16 protein-coding genes and 1 riboswitch are annotated in these 15,877 nt (G+C 65.2%); of the genes, 2 read left to right on the top strand and 14 right to left on the bottom strand.

Translation table 11 applies throughout. From position 1 onward, the window contains the following. Positions 1–323 precede the first annotated feature (323 nt). On the top strand, positions 324–1,601 hold the full coding sequence (locus tag ACP691_RS05290; RefSeq protein WP_426152845.1) for an OmpP1/FadL family transporter: 1,278 nt from the start codon (positions 324–326) through the stop codon (positions 1,599–1,601). 72 nt (positions 1,602–1,673) lie between these two features. Here ACP691_RS05290 and ACP691_RS05285 read toward each other — a convergent pair whose 3' ends face one another. From ACP691_RS05285 to cobO, 10 genes are read right to left on the bottom strand one after another with little or no spacing between them, the layout of a single operon-like run. Continuing rightward, positions 1,674–2,393, bottom strand: a complete 720-nt coding sequence (locus ACP691_RS05285; RefSeq protein ID WP_426152843.1) for an adenosylcobinamide-GDP ribazoletransferase — start codon at positions 2,391–2,393, stop codon at positions 1,674–1,676. Next, positions 2,390–2,965, bottom strand: coding sequence for a histidine phosphatase family protein (locus ACP691_RS05280; protein ID WP_426152841.1), 576 nt, complete (start codon positions 2,963–2,965; stop codon positions 2,390–2,392). The genes ACP691_RS05285 and ACP691_RS05280 overlap by 4 nt, the downstream gene beginning before the upstream one ends. Then, on the bottom strand, positions 2,962–4,014 hold the full coding sequence (cobT, locus tag ACP691_RS05275) for a nicotinate-nucleotide--dimethylbenzimidazole phosphoribosyltransferase (RefSeq protein WP_426152839.1): 1,053 nt from the start codon (positions 4,012–4,014) through the stop codon (positions 2,962–2,964). Before cobT ends, ACP691_RS05280 begins: the two co-directional genes overlap by 4 nt. Then, positions 4,011–4,532, bottom strand: coding sequence for a bifunctional adenosylcobinamide kinase/adenosylcobinamide-phosphate guanylyltransferase (cobU, locus tag ACP691_RS05270; RefSeq protein WP_426152837.1), 522 nt, complete (start codon positions 4,530–4,532; stop codon positions 4,011–4,013). Before cobU ends, cobT begins: the two co-directional genes overlap by 4 nt. Before the next feature lies 1 nt (position 4,533). Then, a complete protein-coding gene (locus ACP691_RS05265) occupies positions 4,534–5,991 on the bottom strand; it encodes a cobyric acid synthase (protein WP_426152835.1) in 1,458 nt (485 codons plus the stop codon). Beyond that, the gene (cobD, locus tag ACP691_RS05260; protein ID WP_426152833.1) at positions 5,991–6,980 is read right to left on the bottom strand and encodes a threonine-phosphate decarboxylase CobD; all 990 of its coding nucleotides are present in this window, start codon (positions 6,978–6,980) and stop codon (positions 5,991–5,993) included. Before cobD ends, ACP691_RS05265 begins: the two co-directional genes overlap by 1 nt. Next, positions 6,973–7,881 (bottom strand): adenosylcobinamide-phosphate synthase CbiB, encoded by a 909-nt coding sequence (gene cbiB / locus ACP691_RS05255; RefSeq protein WP_040262409.1) that lies wholly within the window; start codon positions 7,879–7,881, stop codon positions 6,973–6,975. Before cbiB ends, cobD begins: the two co-directional genes overlap by 8 nt. Then, entirely contained in the window at positions 7,878–8,531 is a 654-nt protein-coding gene (gene bluB, locus ACP691_RS05250) for a 5,6-dimethylbenzimidazole synthase (protein ID WP_426152831.1), read from the bottom strand. Before bluB ends, cbiB begins: the two co-directional genes overlap by 4 nt. Next, the gene (locus ACP691_RS05245; RefSeq protein WP_426152829.1) at positions 8,531–9,844 is read right to left on the bottom strand and encodes a cobyrinate a,c-diamide synthase; all 1,314 of its coding nucleotides are present in this window, start codon (positions 9,842–9,844) and stop codon (positions 8,531–8,533) included. The genes bluB and ACP691_RS05245 overlap by 1 nt, the downstream gene beginning before the upstream one ends. Then, a complete protein-coding gene (cobO, locus tag ACP691_RS05240; RefSeq protein ID WP_426152827.1) occupies positions 9,841–10,452 on the bottom strand; it encodes a cob(I)yrinic acid a,c-diamide adenosyltransferase in 612 nt (203 codons plus the stop codon). Before cobO ends, ACP691_RS05245 begins: the two co-directional genes overlap by 4 nt. Before the next feature lie 119 nt (positions 10,453–10,571). Further along, a riboswitch (cobalamin riboswitch) is annotated at positions 10,572–10,768 on the bottom strand. Between the two features lie 95 nt (positions 10,769–10,863). On the opposite strand from cobO, the gene ACP691_RS05235 reads away from it, so the two are divergent. Then, on the top strand, positions 10,864–12,174 hold the full coding sequence (locus tag ACP691_RS05235) for a PQQ-dependent sugar dehydrogenase (protein WP_426152825.1): 1,311 nt from the start codon (positions 10,864–10,866) through the stop codon (positions 12,172–12,174). Positions 12,175–12,232: 58 nt separating this feature from the next. Here ACP691_RS05235 and ACP691_RS05230 read toward each other — a convergent pair whose 3' ends face one another. The 4 genes from ACP691_RS05230 to ACP691_RS05215 all read right to left on the bottom strand — a co-directional run bounded on the left by ACP691_RS05230 (position 12,233) and on the right by ACP691_RS05215 (position 15,869). Beyond that, on the bottom strand, positions 12,233–12,784 hold the full coding sequence (locus ACP691_RS05230; RefSeq protein WP_426152823.1) for a C40 family peptidase: 552 nt from the start codon (positions 12,782–12,784) through the stop codon (positions 12,233–12,235). A 119-nt stretch (positions 12,785–12,903) separates the two neighbouring features. After that, entirely contained in the window at positions 12,904–13,566 is a 663-nt protein-coding gene (locus tag ACP691_RS05225) for a C40 family peptidase (RefSeq protein ID WP_426152821.1), read from the bottom strand. 393 nt (positions 13,567–13,959) lie between these two features. After that, the gene (hda, locus tag ACP691_RS05220) at positions 13,960–14,667 is read right to left on the bottom strand and encodes a DnaA regulatory inactivator Hda (RefSeq protein ID WP_426152819.1); all 708 of its coding nucleotides are present in this window, start codon (positions 14,665–14,667) and stop codon (positions 13,960–13,962) included. Positions 14,668–14,795: 128 nt separating this feature from the next. Beyond that, complete coding sequence (locus tag ACP691_RS05215; RefSeq protein ID WP_426152817.1) at positions 14,796–15,869, bottom strand: AI-2E family transporter; 1,074 nt, start codon at positions 15,867–15,869, stop codon at positions 14,796–14,798. Between the last annotated feature and the right edge of the window lie 8 nt (positions 15,870–15,877).

Below are 15,877 nucleotides of genomic sequence, written 5' to 3'. Positions count from 1 at the left end.
CCAGGCGCGAGGTCTGCTTCCGCTCGCCTCCCTATCAGGTGACAAGTTCCTGGCCTTCAGCCGAGCTTCGTCAAAATGCCATCGCTTGGTTATAGCGCCCAGGCCAGAAGGGTTAGCTGTTCCCTGTAGCGAAACGCATTAGGGTTACCGTCAAGTATATGACGTCGAAAACAGAAGGCACGACTCGATTCTGTTGCGCGCGACGGCTCTTTTAGTTGGATTGTCCGACAAAAGTGCTCTAGCTTAGGTGATACAGAGGTGTAGCGCAGTTGCAGGTTTATTGGTACTTTGCCTCGGAGATCACCCTCGGAGTAACAACAACAATGAAAAAAGTCATGATCAGATCGAGCCTCGGCCTCGCAGTCACGCTTGCCTCCACTCAACTCTTCGCCAGCGGCTTCGCCATCAACGAGCAAAGCATCAGCGGCATGGGCGTGGGCTTCGCGGGTCGGTCATCATCGGCGGAAGACGCCAGCACCGTGGCAGGGAACCCGGCGGGCATGGCGCGTCTCAAGCAGGAACAATTCACCGTCGGCGCTGCTGGCATCTATGCCAACTCGGACATCGACCATTCCCGCTCGACCCTGGGTGGCAGCAGCGAAGGCGACATGGTGCCCCTGGTCGGCGTGCCCATGGGCTATTACGTCAAGCCGCTGGATGACCAGTGGGCCGTGGGCTTCGGGGTCTACGTGCCCTTCGGCCTGGCTACCGACTACGAAAGCGGCTATGCCGGCCGCTACTGGGCGGACAAGAGCGTGGTCAAGGTGATCACCTTCCAGCCGACCGTCAGCTACGCCTTCAACGACAAGGTGTCCATCGGCTTCGGCCCGACCATCAACCGCATCGAGGGTGAGCTGACCTCCCGCACCATCAACGCCGCCAACCCTATCTCCGGCGGCGACGGCCAGGTGAAGATCAAGGGCGACGACACCGCCCTGGGCTTCAACGTCGGTATCCTGGTCCAGGCCACCGACAAGACCCGCCTTGGCCTGACCTACCATTCCAAGGTGGACTACAAGCTGGACGGTGACACCAAGGTGCGAAACCTGCGCGCAAGGGCTGCCCTGCCAGCGTTCAACTTCAAGTCCGATGCTTCCCTTGACCTGACCACCCCGGAATCGGTGGACTTTTCCTTCACCCATGAGCTGGATGATCGTTGGACCATCTATGGCGGCAGTACCTGGACCCGCTGGAGCCGCCTGAAAGACATCACCGTGGAAAACTCCGGCAGCGCTACCGCAACCGCGCTTGGCCTGGGAACCATTACCGAAGAGCAAAACTGGCACGACACCTGGGCCCACGCCATCGGCGCCTCCTACAAGCTGAACAAGCAATGGACGCTGCGCACGGGGTTCAGCGTGGACCAGTCGCCCACCAACAACCACGACCGTTCGCCGCGCATTCCCTCGGGTGACCGTCGGATCTTCAGCGTCGGCGCCGGCTACAGCCCAACCGACAACATCACCTTGGACTTCGCCTACTCCTACCTCAAGGAAGAAAGCGTGGACGTGAACCTGGTCAGCGCCACCAAGGGTGCCTACAGCGCGACTTACCACAACAGTGCCCACGGCTTCGGCAGCTCGCTGACCTACAAGTTCTAAGCCAGTCGACGCTCAACGAACCCCCGCCCTGCGGGGGTTCTTCATTTCAGGGCGAATCCCGGATGAGTTGGCCTACCCCAGCGCCAGGCTCACCAGCATCACGACCTCCAGGCACTCCAGCAGCGCGCCGGCGGTATCCCCAGTGGTACCGCCCAGGCGGCGCAGCATCAGGCGTCGCAGGAACCAGAATGCCAGGACGCCGGCTAGCGCAGCCGCGGGAGCTACGCACAGGGCCAACGCCATACAGAGAGCCAGTATCCAGATAGCCGTCGACCGGGGCAGGTGCTCTGCCAGTGCTTTTCCAAGCCCCCCAGGCCGTACATAGGGCGTACTCAGGAACAAGCCCAACAGTGCCGCGCGGCCGAACACCGGCACCAGCCACCAGTATGTCGACGCGCCCCCTTCGACCAAGGCCAGCATGGCCGCGAACTTGATCAACAGCAGTAGCACGAGAGTGACCACAGCCATGGGCCCGCTGCGCGGATCTTTCATGATCGCCAAGGTACGCGCCCGGTCGCCATAGCCGCCCACCCAGGCGTCGGCGGTATCGGCGAGGCCATCCAGGTGAAGCCCGCCGGTCAACGTTACCCAGGCCAGCAACAACAAGGCCGCGTGCAATAGCTTCGGGCTGTCGGCCAGAAGCCAGTCCAGGGCCCAGAGCAGCATGCCGAAGAGCAGGCCGACCATTGGATAGTACAGCAGGGAACGGCCGTTCTGCGCCGGGCTCGGCATACGGGCAAGGCGCACCGGCAGACAACTGAGAAACTGCAGGGCTATCCACCAGGCCATCATGTCAGTTCCCGCCATTGTCCTGGGCCATCGAGGATCAGGCAGTGCAAGGCCCCATGGGCGACTTCTATCTCCAACAACCCCACGGCAGGCCGCCCCCGGGCGCGGGCGAGCAGCAAGCGGATCACGCCGGCATGGCCTAGCAGCAGCAACCGTTGGCCTGGATGGCTGGTCCGTAGCTCTTCCACGGCTGCCTCGACCCGATGGATAAAGTCCCCCAGAGGCTCGCCGCCAGGCGGCGGATAGGTGAACGGATCCTGCCAGAAGCGACCTAGGGCCTGCGCCTGGTCTTCCATCAGTTGCGCGGCGGTCTTGCCCTCCCATTCGCCGAAGTGCAGCTCCTTCAAGCCTGGCATGATCGACAAAGGCACCCCAAGGGCGGCCGAGAGGTGTTCGGCGAATGCGGCGCAGCGGCGAAGGGGTGAGCTGACGATGACATCCCAGGGCCCTTGCCCACCGACCGCCGCCTCGAGGGTCGCCCAGCCCTTGGACGTCAGGTTGTCGTCCAGACTGCCGCGAAAGCCACCGCCCCGGTCGGTTTCACCATGCCGCAGCAGGTCCAGGCGCAGGCTCACGCCGGACGATCGGCGACCGCCGCCTCGGCGAAGGTCGCCATGTTGCCGTGCAATTCACAGGCCAGCCGCATCAGCGGCACCGCCAGGGCCGCCCCGCTACCCTCCCCCAGGCGCAAGCCCAAGGCCAGCAGCGGCTGGGCCTGCAACGCCTGGAGCACTGCCCGATGCCCAGGCTCGGCGCCCTGATGGGCAAAGAATAGCCAGGCCGCGCAATCCGGGTTCAGGCGCACCGCGATGAGCGCGGCTACGGTGCAGATGAAGCCATCCACCAGCGCCGCCACGCCGGCCTGGGCGGCGCCCAGGTAGCTGCCAACCAGGGCGGCGATCTCGAAGCCACCGAAGCAGGCCAGGGCCTCAAGAGGGCCTGTACAGGACGGGCCGTGGACGCGCAATGCCGCCTCTATTACCTGGGCCTTGTGATTGACACCGGCGGTATCCAGGCCTGTCCCGGGGCCTACCAGATCCGCCGCCGGGCAATCCAGCAGCCAGGCCGCCAAGGCGCTGGCCGACGTGGTGTTGCCAATCCCCATCTCACCACCGATGAACAGCTCAGCGCCTTGGTCGGCGGCGAGCTGGGCGGTTTCTCGGCCCACCTGCAGCGCGTCGGCGCATTGCTCGGGCGTCATGGCCGCCGCCTGGGCGAAGTTACGGGTGCCGGCGCCCAGCCTCGCCTGACGTACGCCTGGCAAGTCCAGGGGCGTCACCGTGCCCAGGTCCACTACCGTCATCTGTGCCCCGAGATTGCGCGCCAGGACGCTGATGGCGGCGCCACCGTTGATGAAGTTGCGCAGCATCTGGCCAGTGACCGCCTGAGGATAGGGCGATACCCCTTCGGCGACCACGCCGTGATCAGCGGCGAACAGCCCGATATGTACATTGGCCAGGCGCGGTCGCGGGCTGCCTTGAAGCGCCGCCAGACGCACCGCGATGGTTTCCAGCTGGCCCAGCGATCCCGCCGGCTTGGTCAGTTGGCGCTGGCGCTCCTGGGCGATATCCAGGAAGGCGCCATCGACGGGCGCGCAGGGTTGGCACCACCAGGCTAGGGTCATGGTGTGGGTCCTTTGAGGGTAAGAGGTAGGCCGGCGACCGTGAGCACGACTTGCTGACAGCATTCGGCAATTGACTGATGCAGGCTGCCGGCTTCGTCCACATAACGGCGAGTCAGCTCACCCAAGGGAACGATGCCCAGCCCGGTCTCGTTGCTGACCAGAATGATCTCCCCCGGCAGATTCGGCAGCGTGTCAAGAAGGGTCTCCCGCTCCGCCGACAGTCGCGCCGCGTCTTCCAGCATCAACAGGTTGGTCAGCCAGAGCGTGAGGCAGTCCACAAGCAGGCAGCGGCCTGGCGCCGCATGGGTTTGCAATGCCTGCGCCAGGGCCAGGGGTTCCTCTACCAATCCCCACTGCGGCGGGCGCCGCGCCTGGTGCAGCTTGACCCGGGCGTCGAGCTCGGCATCCCTGGGCTCACTGGTTGCGATATAGGTCACCGGCAGCGTGCTGGCCTCGGCCAGCCGTTCGGCCAGGCGGCTCTTGCCGGAGCGAGCGCCGCCAAGGATCAGTCTGAGCATGTCAACGGTCTCCCGTGCACAAGGCGCGCAGCCGGGCGGTGTCCAGATGCGCTTCGACCAGGTCGGCCAGGCGATCGATATCGCGCTCGCGCAGCCCTTCATAGTCGTGCCCGGCAGCTTGTTCCAGACCCGCCCAGCGCAGCAAGGCGGCACAGGCGGCCGGCTGCTCGAACAGCCCATGAACGTAGGTGCCCATCACCTGGCCATCGTCGCTGATGGCCCCGTCGGGGCGCTGGTCGTCGAGCCAGAGCGCAGGCCGCGCCAAGGCTGTGCCGGTACTGACGCCAGCGTGGATTTCATAGCCGCGGACAAAGGCGCCGGCATCGGCCAGCTGGCCGCTGACATTGCGCAACTGCTTGTGGGCCGCCAGGGTGGTTTCCAGCTCCAGCCAGCCAAGGCCCTGGCAATCACCCGCCGGCCCTTCCAGGCCAAGAGGGTCGTGAATACGCTTGCCGAGCATCTGTAGCCCGCCACAGATGCCCAGCAGCTTGCCGCCATAGCGCAAGTGTCGGCGTATCGCTCCCTCCCAACCCGCGTCCCGCAGCCGCTCAAGGTCGGCGCGCACGCTCTTGGAGCCTGGCAGGATGATCAGGTCAGCCGGTGGCAGGCTATCACCAGGCCTCACGAAGCTGAGCGATACCTGCGGGTGCAACCGCAGCGGGTCGAAGTCGGTGTGGTTGCTTAGCCTGGGAAGCACTGGTACCACCACACGAAGCAGCGTGCCCGTCTTGCTGGGCTGGCGGCTGTCGAGGGCATCCTCGGCCTCCAGGTGGAAATCGGTCAAGTAAGGCAATACGCCAAGCACGGGCTTGCCGGTGTGGGCCTCCAGCCAATCCAGCCCGGGCTGGAGGAGCTTGAGGTCGCCCCGAAAGCGATTGATCACGAAGCCTTGTATCCGGGCCTGTTCGTTTTCGGAAAGCAAGGCCAGGGTGCCGACCAGGTGGGCGAAGACGCCGCCCCGGTTGATGTCGGCGACCAGGATGACCGGGCAATCCACCGCTTCGGCGAAGCCCATGTTGGCGATGTCGCCCTCGCGCAGGTTGATCTCCGCGGGCGAGCCCGCGCCCTCTACCACTACCACCTGATGGGCAGCCTCCAGGCGCTGATGGGAGGCAAGCACCGCGCGCATGGCGGTAGCCTTGTAGCCGTGATAGCGCATGGCATTCATATTGCCCACCGCCTGGCCGTGAATGATGACCTGGGCCCCCGTATCGCTGTTGGGCTTGAGCAGTACCGGGTTCATGTCGGTATGTGGCGCCAAGCCGCAGGCTTGCGCCTGTACCGCCTGGGCACGACCGATCTCGCCACCGTCGGCCGTCACCGCGCTGTTGAGCGCCATGTTCTGCGGCTTGAACGGCGCTACGCTGAGGCCTTCTCGACGCAGCCAGCGACAGAGCGCGGTCACCAGCGTGCTTTTACCCGCATCGGATGTGGTGCCCTGCACCATGAGCGTGGCCATCAATTGTTCCCAGCGATAGCGGCCAATGCCCGGGCCAGCCGTTGAAAGTGCGCCTCTTCGGCCGGCAAGCCGAAGCGCAGGCTTTGAGTATGGCCGAACAGGCGCACCAGGATGCCCCGCTCGGCCAGCGCCAGGTACCAGGTTTCGGCTTCGGCCTGGCGTACCCATTGGAACAGCCCGCAACCTCCGCTCGGGGCCAAGCCATATTCAGCGAGCAGGGCCGCCAGGCGCTGGCTGGCCGACTGACAGCGCTCTATCTGCCGGCGATGACCAGCCCGATCGCGCAAGCATTCCGCGCCCAGGACCCGGGTCGGGCCGCTGACCGCCCAAGGCCCCAATTGCTCGTCCAGCGCGGCCAGCAGTCTGGGCGCGGCCAAGACAAAGCCCAGGCGAACGCCGGCCAGGCCAAAGAACTTGCCGAACGAGCGCAATACAATCAGCCCGGGCCTGCCAGCCTCCGCCGCCAGGCTGTGGCAAGGAGTCAGGTCCATGAACGCCTCGTCCACTACCAGCCATCCTCCGCGCGCCACCAGACGAGCCTCCCAGGTCAATAGGCGGTCACGATCGATCAGTTGCCCGGTGGGGTTGTTCGGGTTGACCACCACCAGCACGTCGAGCCCGTCGAGATAGTGGTCGACCTCGCCTTCGGCCAGCTCCCGCACCACGTGGCCGCCACGGCGCCAGGCCTCGGCATGCTCGGCGTAGGTGGGCCCGAGCACACCCACCTTGCCGCCGCGCCTGAGCCTGGGAAGCATCTGGATCGCGGCCTGGGAGCCGGCCACGGGCAAGGCCTGTCCCGCGCCATAGTACTGGCAGGCGGCCACTTCGAGGCCATCGTCCGCCTCAGGCAAGCGGGCCCAGGCCTGGGCCGGGATCAAGGGCACTGCCCAGGGCCAGGGAGCGATCCCCGTGGACAGGTCCAGCCAGGCCCCTTCCTCGATACCGAAAGTCTTGGCGGCAGCGCGCAGCCGCCCTCCGTGTTCAAGCATACAGACTCGCCCCTGCGCAGATCAGCAACAACCATAGCCAAACGCCTCGCTGAACCAAAGCCCAGGCGCGCTCGATGCTTTCAGCGGTGGGCTGCGGCCCCTCGCCCAGGCGCGGCCGCTCATGCAACTCGCCGTGATAGGTGGCCGGGCCGCCCAGTTCCACGCCCAGGGCGCCCGCGCCGGCGGCCATCACAGGGCCAGCGTTGGGGCTGTCCCAGGCACCGGCCTGGCGCCGCCAGCAGCGCAGCGCGCCAGCAGTACGCCCCAGCAGGGCGTAGGTCAGGGCACACAACCGCGCCGGAATCAGGTTGAGCAGGTCGTCGATCCGCGCCGCCGCCCAACCGAAGCGCTCGAAACGTTCATTGCGATAGCCCCACATGGCGTCGAGGGTGTTAGCGAGGCGATAGAGGACCACACCCGGGACACCGGCGACCATGAACCAGAACAGCGCGGCGAACACCGCGTCGCTGCCGTTCTCCAAGGCCGACTCGGTAGCCGCCTTGGCTACGTCAGTGGCGTCCAAGGCGTCGGTTTGCCGGCTGACCAGGCGCCCGACGCAGTGCCGCGCGCGCTCCAGATCACCGCCACGCAGCGCCTGGGCCACAGGCTGCAAGTGCTCTCCCAGACTGCGCAACCCCAGGGCCCAGTACAGTGCCAGCACTTCCACCAGCCCGCCAATGATCGGCAGCCAGGACAGGAACGTCAGGACCAGCACCGGCGGCAGCACCGCCAGCAGCCAGGCAGTGACCCCATGGCTGCGCCAGCCGTGGCCGGCAAAATTGAAGCGTTGCTCCAGACGCTGGGCAAGCCGGCCGAAGCCCACCAGCGGGTGCCAGCGCCGCGGCTCGCCGAGCAGCGCATCCAATGCCACGCCCAGCACACAGGCCAGGGCCAGACTCATGGCGTGCCTCCCCAGCGGTCTTCGAATACCAGCTCTTCCAAGGGCCGCGCCTTGGCCCAGCCCTCCAAGGAGAGCATCGGCTCGCTGTAGAAATCGGTCACCGGCCCCAGGCACAGCACGGCCACGGGCCGGGCGCCGGGGGGAACCGCGAGCAATTGCCCGAGGCGATCGGGGTCGAACAGCGAAACCCAGCCCATGCCAAGGCCTTCGCCACGAGCCGCCAGCCAGAGGTTCTGCACCGCGCAGGCCAGGGAGGCAAGGTCCATCTCCGGAAGGGTGCGCCGGCCGAAGACATGGGCTTCACGACCCTCCATCAGCGAGACCACCAGCAGTTCGGCGCATTCCAGCACGCCCTCGACCTTGAGCTTCATGAACGTATCGGAGCGTTCGCCCAGGGCCTGCGCGGTACGCACGCGCTCTTCCTCGACCAGACGATGAATGTCCTGGCGCAGCGCCGGGGAGCGCACCCGGATAAAGCGCCACGGCTGCATCAGGCCGACGCTTGGCGCCTGGTGCGCCGCGGCCAGCAGCCGTTGCAAGGTGTGCGGATCGACTTCTCCACCGCTGAAATGACGCATGTCGCGGCGTTCGGCGATGGCGCGGTAGATGGCGGCTCGCTCGGCCTCGGCATAAGCGTGTTCGGTGACCACTAAGTACCCTCGGGCTTGAACAGAGCCGCGGTGGCGGCCAGGTTGGACGGGAAGTAGAAATGCACATAGGAGGCGGTGAGCCGACCGCTCTGGTAGACCGCTTCGGCACCCCGGCCGCCATTGGGGCTATGGCCACGGGCCACCGGCACCCATGGTGTATCGGTGAGTGAATGGTGATAGGTGTGGCCGCGCAAGCAGCCATGGCCCAGGTCCACCTCCTGCAACGCCAGGGCCGCCAGCCTTTTTTGCAAGCGGGCCTCGCCAGGCATCAACCCTAGCAGCGGGGCGCGTTCCCCGGCCACGTCAGTGAGGCCGTCGAGCAGATACAGCATGCCCCCGCATTCGGCCAATAGTGGCTTGCCTGCCTGGTGGTGAGCGCGGATGGCCGCCAGCATCGGCTGGTTCGCCGCAAGCTGGCGATGGTGAAGCTCGGGGTAGCCTCCGGGTAGGTAGAGACTGTCGCAGGCGGGCAGCGCGGCGTCAGCCAGCGGGGAGAAGAAGTGAAGCTCGGCGCCCATGGCCCGCATGGCATCCAGATTGCCGTTATAAAGGAAGGCGAAGGCCTCGTCCCGGGCCACCGCGATACGCACCCCGGCCAGGATGGGCTCGCTCAGGCTCGGCTGCGGCGCCTCGAAGCTGACAGGAAGCGGTAGCGCCTCGGCCTCTGCGCCCAGCACGCCAGCCAGTGCCTCGGCTGCCGCGTCCAGGCGTCGATCCAGGTCGTCCAGTTCACTGGCCTGGACCAGGCCAAGATGCCGACTGGGTAGGTTGATGGCCTGTTCGCGCGGCAAGCCGCCGAACCAGCGCAATCCTTCGGTCAGGCTGTCGCGCAGCAGTTGACCATGCCGTGGGCTGCCCACGCGGTTGGCGATCACACCGGCAAAGGGCAGTTCCGGGCGGTAACGCGCCAGGCCAAGGGCCAGGGCGCCAAACGTCTGCGCCATGGCGGTACCGTCGATCACCGCCAGCACCGGCACACCCAGGGCAATGGCCAGGTCAGCGCTGGACGGGGTGCCGTCGAACAACCCCATCACCCCTTCCACCAGGATCAGGTCCGCGCTTTCGGCGGCCTCCCACAGCAACCGCCGGCTCTCATGGGCGCCGACCATCCACAGGTCCAGCTGGTAGACAGGGGCGCCGCTGGCCCGCTCCAGGATCATCGGGTCGAGAAAGTCCGGCCCGCACTTGAACACCCGCACGCGGCGACCAAGATTGCGGTGCAAACGCGCCATGGCCGCGGTGACGGTAGTCTTGCCTTGACCGGAAGCGGGGGCGGCAATCAGTACCGCAGGGCATCGCCGTGCCTGGCTCACCATTCGATCCCTTTCTGCGCCTTGATGCCCGCCTGGAAAGCATGCTTGACCAAGCCCAGCTCGCTTACCGTATCGGCTATTTCCAACAGCTCCGGCCGCGCGGCGCGGCCCGTCACTATCACATGCTGCAGAGAGGGTCGGCCGCTCAGGTCGGCCAGTACCATGGGCAGGTCAAGGTAACCGTGCTTGAGGGCGATGTTGAGTTCGTCCAGCAGCACGAAATCCAGAGCCGGGTCCCGCAGCATGGTTCGCGCCACGTCCCAGGCCGCGGCCGCGGCGGCGATGTCACGCTGGCGATCCTGGGTTTCCCAGGTGAAGCCCTCGCCCATCACATGAAAGCTGACCTCTTCGGGGAAGCGGCGGAAAAACAGTTCTTCCCCGGTGGCCTGGCGACCCTTGATGAACTGCACCACGCCGCAACGCATGCCATGACCCAGCGCGCGGGCCAGCATGCCGAAGCCGGAACTGCTCTTGCCCTTGCCATTGCCAGTAAGCACCAGCAGCACGCCTCGCTCGTCCGGCGAGGCGGCGATACGGGCATCGATCACGGCTTTCTTGCGCACCATGCGCGCCTGGTGGCGCTCGTCGCGCCCGGTGGTATCGTTCATCGCTGCTCTCCGCTCGCTCGCGGGGGCGCACCAACGCCGCGCCTGCGCCGGGATCGGCGGGCACGCGAACGTCGATGCCGCTCTCACCCGCGCGGCGATCTCGTATGACAGGCGCAGGTCACGCCCATGGGTTTCAGGCCGGTCTCCGGGCTTATGAGTGGGCGCTGCCCAGCTTCAGCGCCTTCCCGGTTCCCCAGTGGCTTGTGCTCAAGCGTGACTCATCTACCGTTGCGGGGGCAGCGCCGGGTTCGCACCGGCTTCCCTGTTTCACCCGAGCGCCTGCGGCACGTCGGACACCTGAAACGATCGGCGAAGGGTAAGGGGTTGGCCCCACAGCGTCAATGCGGCATGTTGAACCTCCGCCGGCTCGCTGCCTCTACGGTACATACCGCTCGCCAGGAAGCTGATGCCATGCCCAAGTCCAGTCTCGCCCTTATCGCTCTGTTGGCCACCAGCATGGCCGCCTGCGGGGAAAGCGCCAAGCTGCAAGTATCCGACGGCACCGGTCCCTCGCCGAAACTGCCCGCGCCCAACAAGACCCTCGTGCCTACCGTCAACATCGCGCCCGCCGTGGGCTGGCCCGTCGGTGTCACTCCCAAGGCGGCGCCGGGCACCCAGGTGAAAGCGTTCGCCGAAGGCCTGGAGCATCCTCGCTGGCTTTATGTACTGCCCAACGGCGATGTACTGGTGGCGGAAACCAACTCCCCCGCCAAGCCGGACGACAGCAAGGGCATACGCGGCTGGGTGGCGGAAAAGGTCATGAGCCGGGCAGGCGCCGGCGTGCAGAGCCCCAATCGCATCACCCTGCTACGCGACCAGGACGGCGACGGGGTAGCGGAAACCCGGGAGACCTTCCTCAAGAACCTGAACTCACCCTTCGGCATGACGCTGGTAGGCCAGGATTTCTACGTGGCCGATACTGACAAGCTCCTGCGCTTCAAGTACCAGCCGGGCGCCACCCACCTCAGCGGCGACGGCGAAACGGTCACCGACCTCCCCGCCGGCAGCCTGAACCACCACTGGACCAAGAATGTAATCGCCAGCCCCGACGGCAGGAAGCTATACGTTACCGTGGGCTCCAACAGCAACGTGGGCGAGAACGGCATGGCCGCCGAAGAGGGCCGCGCCGCGATCTGGGAAGTGGATGCCGCCAGCGGCCAGAAGCGCCTGTTCGCCACCGGTCTGCGCAACCCCAATGGCCTGGCCTGGGAGCCGAAAACCGGCAAGCTGTGGACGGCGGTCAACGAGCGGGACGAGATCGGCAGTGACCTGGTGCCCGATTACATCACCTCGGTGAAGGATGGCGGCTTCTATGGCTGGCCCTACAGCTACTATGGCCAGCACGTGGACGTTCGGGTCGAGCCCGGCAATCCTGAGCTGGTACAGAAGGCCATCACCCCGGATTACGCGGTCGGGCCACACACCGCCTCCCTGGGCCTGGCCTTCGCCCAACCCAAGCAACTGCCCGCCCCCTTCGACCAAGGGGTGTTCATCGGCCAGCACGGCTCCTGGAACCGCGAGCCCCATAGCGGCTACAAGGTGATCTTCGTTCCCTTCGAGAATGGGATGCCCAAGGGGCAACCGCTGGACCTGCTGTCCGGCTTCCTCAATGACAAGGGCGAAGCCATGGGGCGCCCGGTCGGCGTGGTGGGCGATGACAAGGGCGGGGTGCTGGTGGCCGATGATGTAGGCAACAAAATCTGGCGGGTGACTCGCCAGTAGTGAACCGTGGCCCGGCGCGTGCCTCAAGCGCGCCGGCAGTTGTTCCCACCCGCTGGATTCAAGGCGCCGTTTGCGCCAGCCGTTCTGGCTGGATGACGCGCTTGGCGTCCAGATAGGCCTTTTGCCAATAAGGTTTGTCCAGGTAGTCCAGGCGCACCGTACCTCCGGTAGAAGGTGCGTGCACGAAGCGCCCTTCTCCCACGTAGATTCCGGCGTGACTCACCTGCCCGCCACCCTGGGTAGAAAAGAACACCAGGTCGCCGGAGCGAAGCGCGGCGCGGTCCACGCTGGGGGCATGCATGGCGATCAACTCCGCGGTGGTACGCGGCAAGGCTATCCCCGCCGCGTCTCGGTATACGAAGCCAATCAAGCCACTGCAGTCGAAGCCTGCCGCGGGGGTGTTGCCGCCCCAACGGTAGGGCGTGCCCACCAGGCCGATGGCCCGGAACAGCACGTCATCGGCCTTGATCGAAGAATAATCGCTCGGGTCGACCATCAGCGGACGGGGGGCCGCAGCCACAGGAACAGGCGCGGGCGGCGGCGGGGTTACGCAACCGGCAAGCACCACCAGCGGCAGCGCTGCCAGCACACGAAGGAAGAAGAAGGCCATGGACAGGGGTTCCGAGTTCGACTGCCGATGAAGATTAGCGTTTAACCCGCTGTTTTCCATAAAAAAGGGCAGCGAAAGCGTGACCGCTCGTCGCTACCCTTGTCAGGCGTTGCGCTGGTTTACTTGCGAGCCATCTCGCTGACAGGCGCCATGGCCAGCATGCGCTTGGCTTCGATATAGGTTTTGCTCCAGTAGCGGTCGCCCAGACTGTCGACCCGTACACCACCGCTGCGGCGGCTGCTGGAGTGAATGAACTGATCGCCGCCCAGGTAGATACCGGCGTGGCTGACCCGGCCCTTGCGCCCCGAGGTGCCGAAGAACAGCACATCGCCCGGCTTGAGGTTGCTACGGGCAACCAGCGGCGCCTTGACATTGATCATTTCGCGGCTGGAGCGCGGCAGGGTCATGCCCGCCTCCTCGCGGAACAGGAAGTTGATGAAGCCTGTGCAATCGAAGCCACTTTCAGTGGTGCCGCCGAACTGGTAGCGGGTACCGATCAAGGATTTGCCGCGTTCAAGGATACTATCGGCCAGCAAAGGCAGCCGATACGGCGCCTTGCTGGAAAACGTGGCCAGGTCATCCTTGTCGTCGGCTTCGTCAGCCTCATCGAACACGGAAGCCTGGGCAATGGATGGGTGGCGAAGCTGGGTTGGCGCCTGAGGGGCGCGTTCGGCGGTAACGAGGGCGGACACCTGCTGTTGCGAGACCGGTGACTGGGCTGCGCAGCCGACCAGCAGGGTAACGAGTGCAAGGGGCACGAGGGGTGCGAAGCGCTTGAGCATGGGCACGACCGTGTCGGTTGGTTGAAGAAGAGTGGAATATGCCTTCTATCGGCCTCATTTGCAAATTTTATAGAACATTATGTGACTCCCGTTGTTCAGGCTGACATCTAACGCGCAAATTGCCGGTCTAGAGCGCTTGAACCTGAAGAGCCCCGATTCCAAGCCCATGATCTTGTTGAGTTATCCGCGATGCCCAGGTAACGAACCATTTCATGGAAAAAAGTCTCGGTAGATCCGCTTCGCTTAGCCGGAGATAAGCGATATAAGAAAGCTATCAGTAGCGAAACCACTACTGCGCCGGTCAAGTGGCGGCCGAATTGAGAAAGCAAGGGTCATGCCAGGCGAGCCCAGCTCATTCGCCAGCCGTGCTGCCGTACAGGCATGATGGCGCTATCACCAGCCCAGGGTTTCCTTGAGGAAAGGGATAGTGAGCTTGCGCTGAGCTTGAAGGGAAGCCTGGTCAAGGCGTTCGAGCAGGTCGAACAGCGAGCTCATGCTGCGACTTCCGCGGGTAAGGATGAAATGCCCCACCTCGTCGGTCAGGTGCAGGCCCCGGCGCGAGGCTCTCAGCTGGAGCGCTCGCAGTTTGTCTTCGTCGGAAAGTGGCCGCATCTGAAAAACCAGGGCCAAGGTAAGGCGGGACTTGAGGTCCGCCAGCTTCACGGGCAATTCCCGTGGGGAATGTGACGCGGCGATCAGCAGGCGACGCCCACTGTCACGCAGGCGATTGAACAAGTGGAACAAGGCTTCTTCCCAATCCGCCTTGCCGGCGATGACCTGGAGATCGTCCAGGCATACGAGCTCATACTGGGCCAAGTAATCCAGAATGCCAACACCCCGCTCCAGCAGCTGGGCCAGAGGCAGGTACACCGCTGGCTGCCCCTGCTGCTCCATGCGCAAGCATGCCGCCTGCATCAGATGAGTGCGCCCCACCCCCGGCTTGCCCCAGAGGTAGATCAGGCTCTCCGTCCAGCCGGCATCCGCATCGCACAACCGCTCGACGTAGCCAAGCGCCGCGGCGTTGGCTCCGGGATAGTAGTTGACGAAGGTGGCGTCATCACGCAGGCGCACACCCAGCGGGAGTTGGATCGGCTCTTTCATGCGACCTGGGGTTACGCCTCAACTCAAAAGGTGCCCGATTCTAGCGGCTTGGCTGGAAGCTGCAAGCTTGACGCGCGCCAGGCCCGCCGGCAAGGGCCGATCGCGCCCCGCCGACCGGCCAGGGGTATCTACAACTGCGGATCCTCACCACCCCCGTAGAGGTCCGATTGCTTGTAGAGCACGTGCATATGGCGCACCAGCACCATGATGACGGCGGCGACCGGCAGGGCCAGCAGTACCCCGGTGAAGCCGAACAGCTCACCACCCGCCAGGATGGCGAAGATCACCGCCACCGGATGCAGGCCGATGCGATCGCCCACCAATAACGGGGTCAGCACCATGCCTTCGAGCATCTGGCCGATGGCGAATACCGCGCCGATGGCCACCAGATGCCATGGGTCCAGGCCGAACTGGAACAACCCCGCCGCGAGCGCTGCGCTGATACCGGTGATAAAGCCCATGTAGGGCACTATCGAGGCCAACCCGGCCAGTACCCCGACCAGCAGACCCAACTCCAGGCCGGTGAGCATCAGGCCCACCGAATAGATGCCGCCCAGGGCGAGCATGACCATTAGCTGGCCGCGCACGAAAGCGCCCAGCACCTCATGGCATTCACGAGCCAGCGCAACGATTTGCCCTTCCCGATGCCGAGGCAGCAGGCCACGGATCTTGGCCATCATCAGATCCCAGTCTCGCAGCAGGTAGAAACCCACTACGGGAATCAGCACCAGGTTGGCCAGCCAGCCGATCAGAGCCAGGCCCGAGGCGGTTGCCCTGGCCAGCACCAGGCCAACGATATCGGTGGTCTGCCCCATGTGGGCGGAAATGGCCTCCTTGATCTTGTCGAACTTCCAGAAGCCCTCTGCCAGCCCCAGCCGCGACTGAACCCACGGCAGCGCCACCTGCTGCAGCCAATCCAGAAACTGTGGGGTCAGTTCGTACAGCCGTACCACCTGCTTGGCCAGCATGGGGATTACCACCACCAGCGCCAGGAGCACGATCAGGGTGAAGAGCGCGAACACCACGACCACGGCCAGGGTGCGGGACAAGCGCAGACGCTCGAGCCGGTCTACCAGCGGGTCGCCCAGGTACGCGATCAGCATGCCGACCAGGAACGGCGAGAGGATAGGGTGCAATTCGAAGACCAGGGCGACGGCGACCAACGCCGCGCCCAGCCAGAACCAACGCTTCTTGTCTGTCATGACCACCC

This window comes from Pseudomonas sp. DC3200b2, assembly GCF_049895785.1.
GTDB lineage: Bacteria > Pseudomonadota > Gammaproteobacteria > Pseudomonadales > Pseudomonadaceae > Aquipseudomonas > Aquipseudomonas massiliensis.
This window is presented reverse-complemented; position numbering and strand designations above follow the sequence as displayed.

Coding starts and splice junctions, on each gene's coding strand:
- ACP691_RS05290 (WP_426152845.1), top strand. CDS start 324: ATGAAAAAAGTCATGATCAGATCGAGCCTCGGCCTCGCAGTCACGCTT.
- ACP691_RS05285 (WP_426152843.1), bottom strand. CDS start 2,393: ATGATGGCCTGGTGGATAGCCCTGCAGTTTCTCAGTTGTCTGCCGGTG.
- cobT (WP_426152839.1), bottom strand. CDS start 4,014: ATGACCCTAGCCTGGTGGTGCCAACCCTGCGCGCCCGTCGATGGCGCC.
- cobU (WP_426152837.1), bottom strand. CDS start 4,532: ATGCTCAGACTGATCCTTGGCGGCGCTCGCTCCGGCAAGAGCCGCCTG.
- ACP691_RS05265 (WP_426152835.1), bottom strand. CDS start 5,991: ATGGCCACGCTCATGGTGCAGGGCACCACATCCGATGCGGGTAAAAGC.
- cobD (WP_426152833.1), bottom strand. CDS start 6,980: ATGCTTGAACACGGAGGGCGGCTGCGCGCTGCCGCCAAGACTTTCGGT.
- cbiB (WP_040262409.1), bottom strand. CDS start 7,881: ATGAGTCTGGCCCTGGCCTGTGTGCTGGGCGTGGCATTGGATGCGCTG.
- cobO (WP_426152827.1), bottom strand. CDS start 10,452: ATGAACGATACCACCGGGCGCGACGAGCGCCACCAGGCGCGCATGGTG.
- ACP691_RS05235 (WP_426152825.1), top strand. CDS start 10,864: ATGCCCAAGTCCAGTCTCGCCCTTATCGCTCTGTTGGCCACCAGCATG.
- ACP691_RS05230 (WP_426152823.1), bottom strand. CDS start 12,784: ATGGCCTTCTTCTTCCTTCGTGTGCTGGCAGCGCTGCCGCTGGTGGTG.
- ACP691_RS05225 (WP_426152821.1), bottom strand. CDS start 13,566: ATGCTCAAGCGCTTCGCACCCCTCGTGCCCCTTGCACTCGTTACCCTG.
- hda (WP_426152819.1), bottom strand. CDS start 14,667: ATGAAAGAGCCGATCCAACTCCCGCTGGGTGTGCGCCTGCGTGATGAC.
- ACP691_RS05215 (WP_426152817.1), bottom strand. CDS start 15,869: ATGACAGACAAGAAGCGTTGGTTCTGGCTGGGCGCGGCGTTGGTCGCC.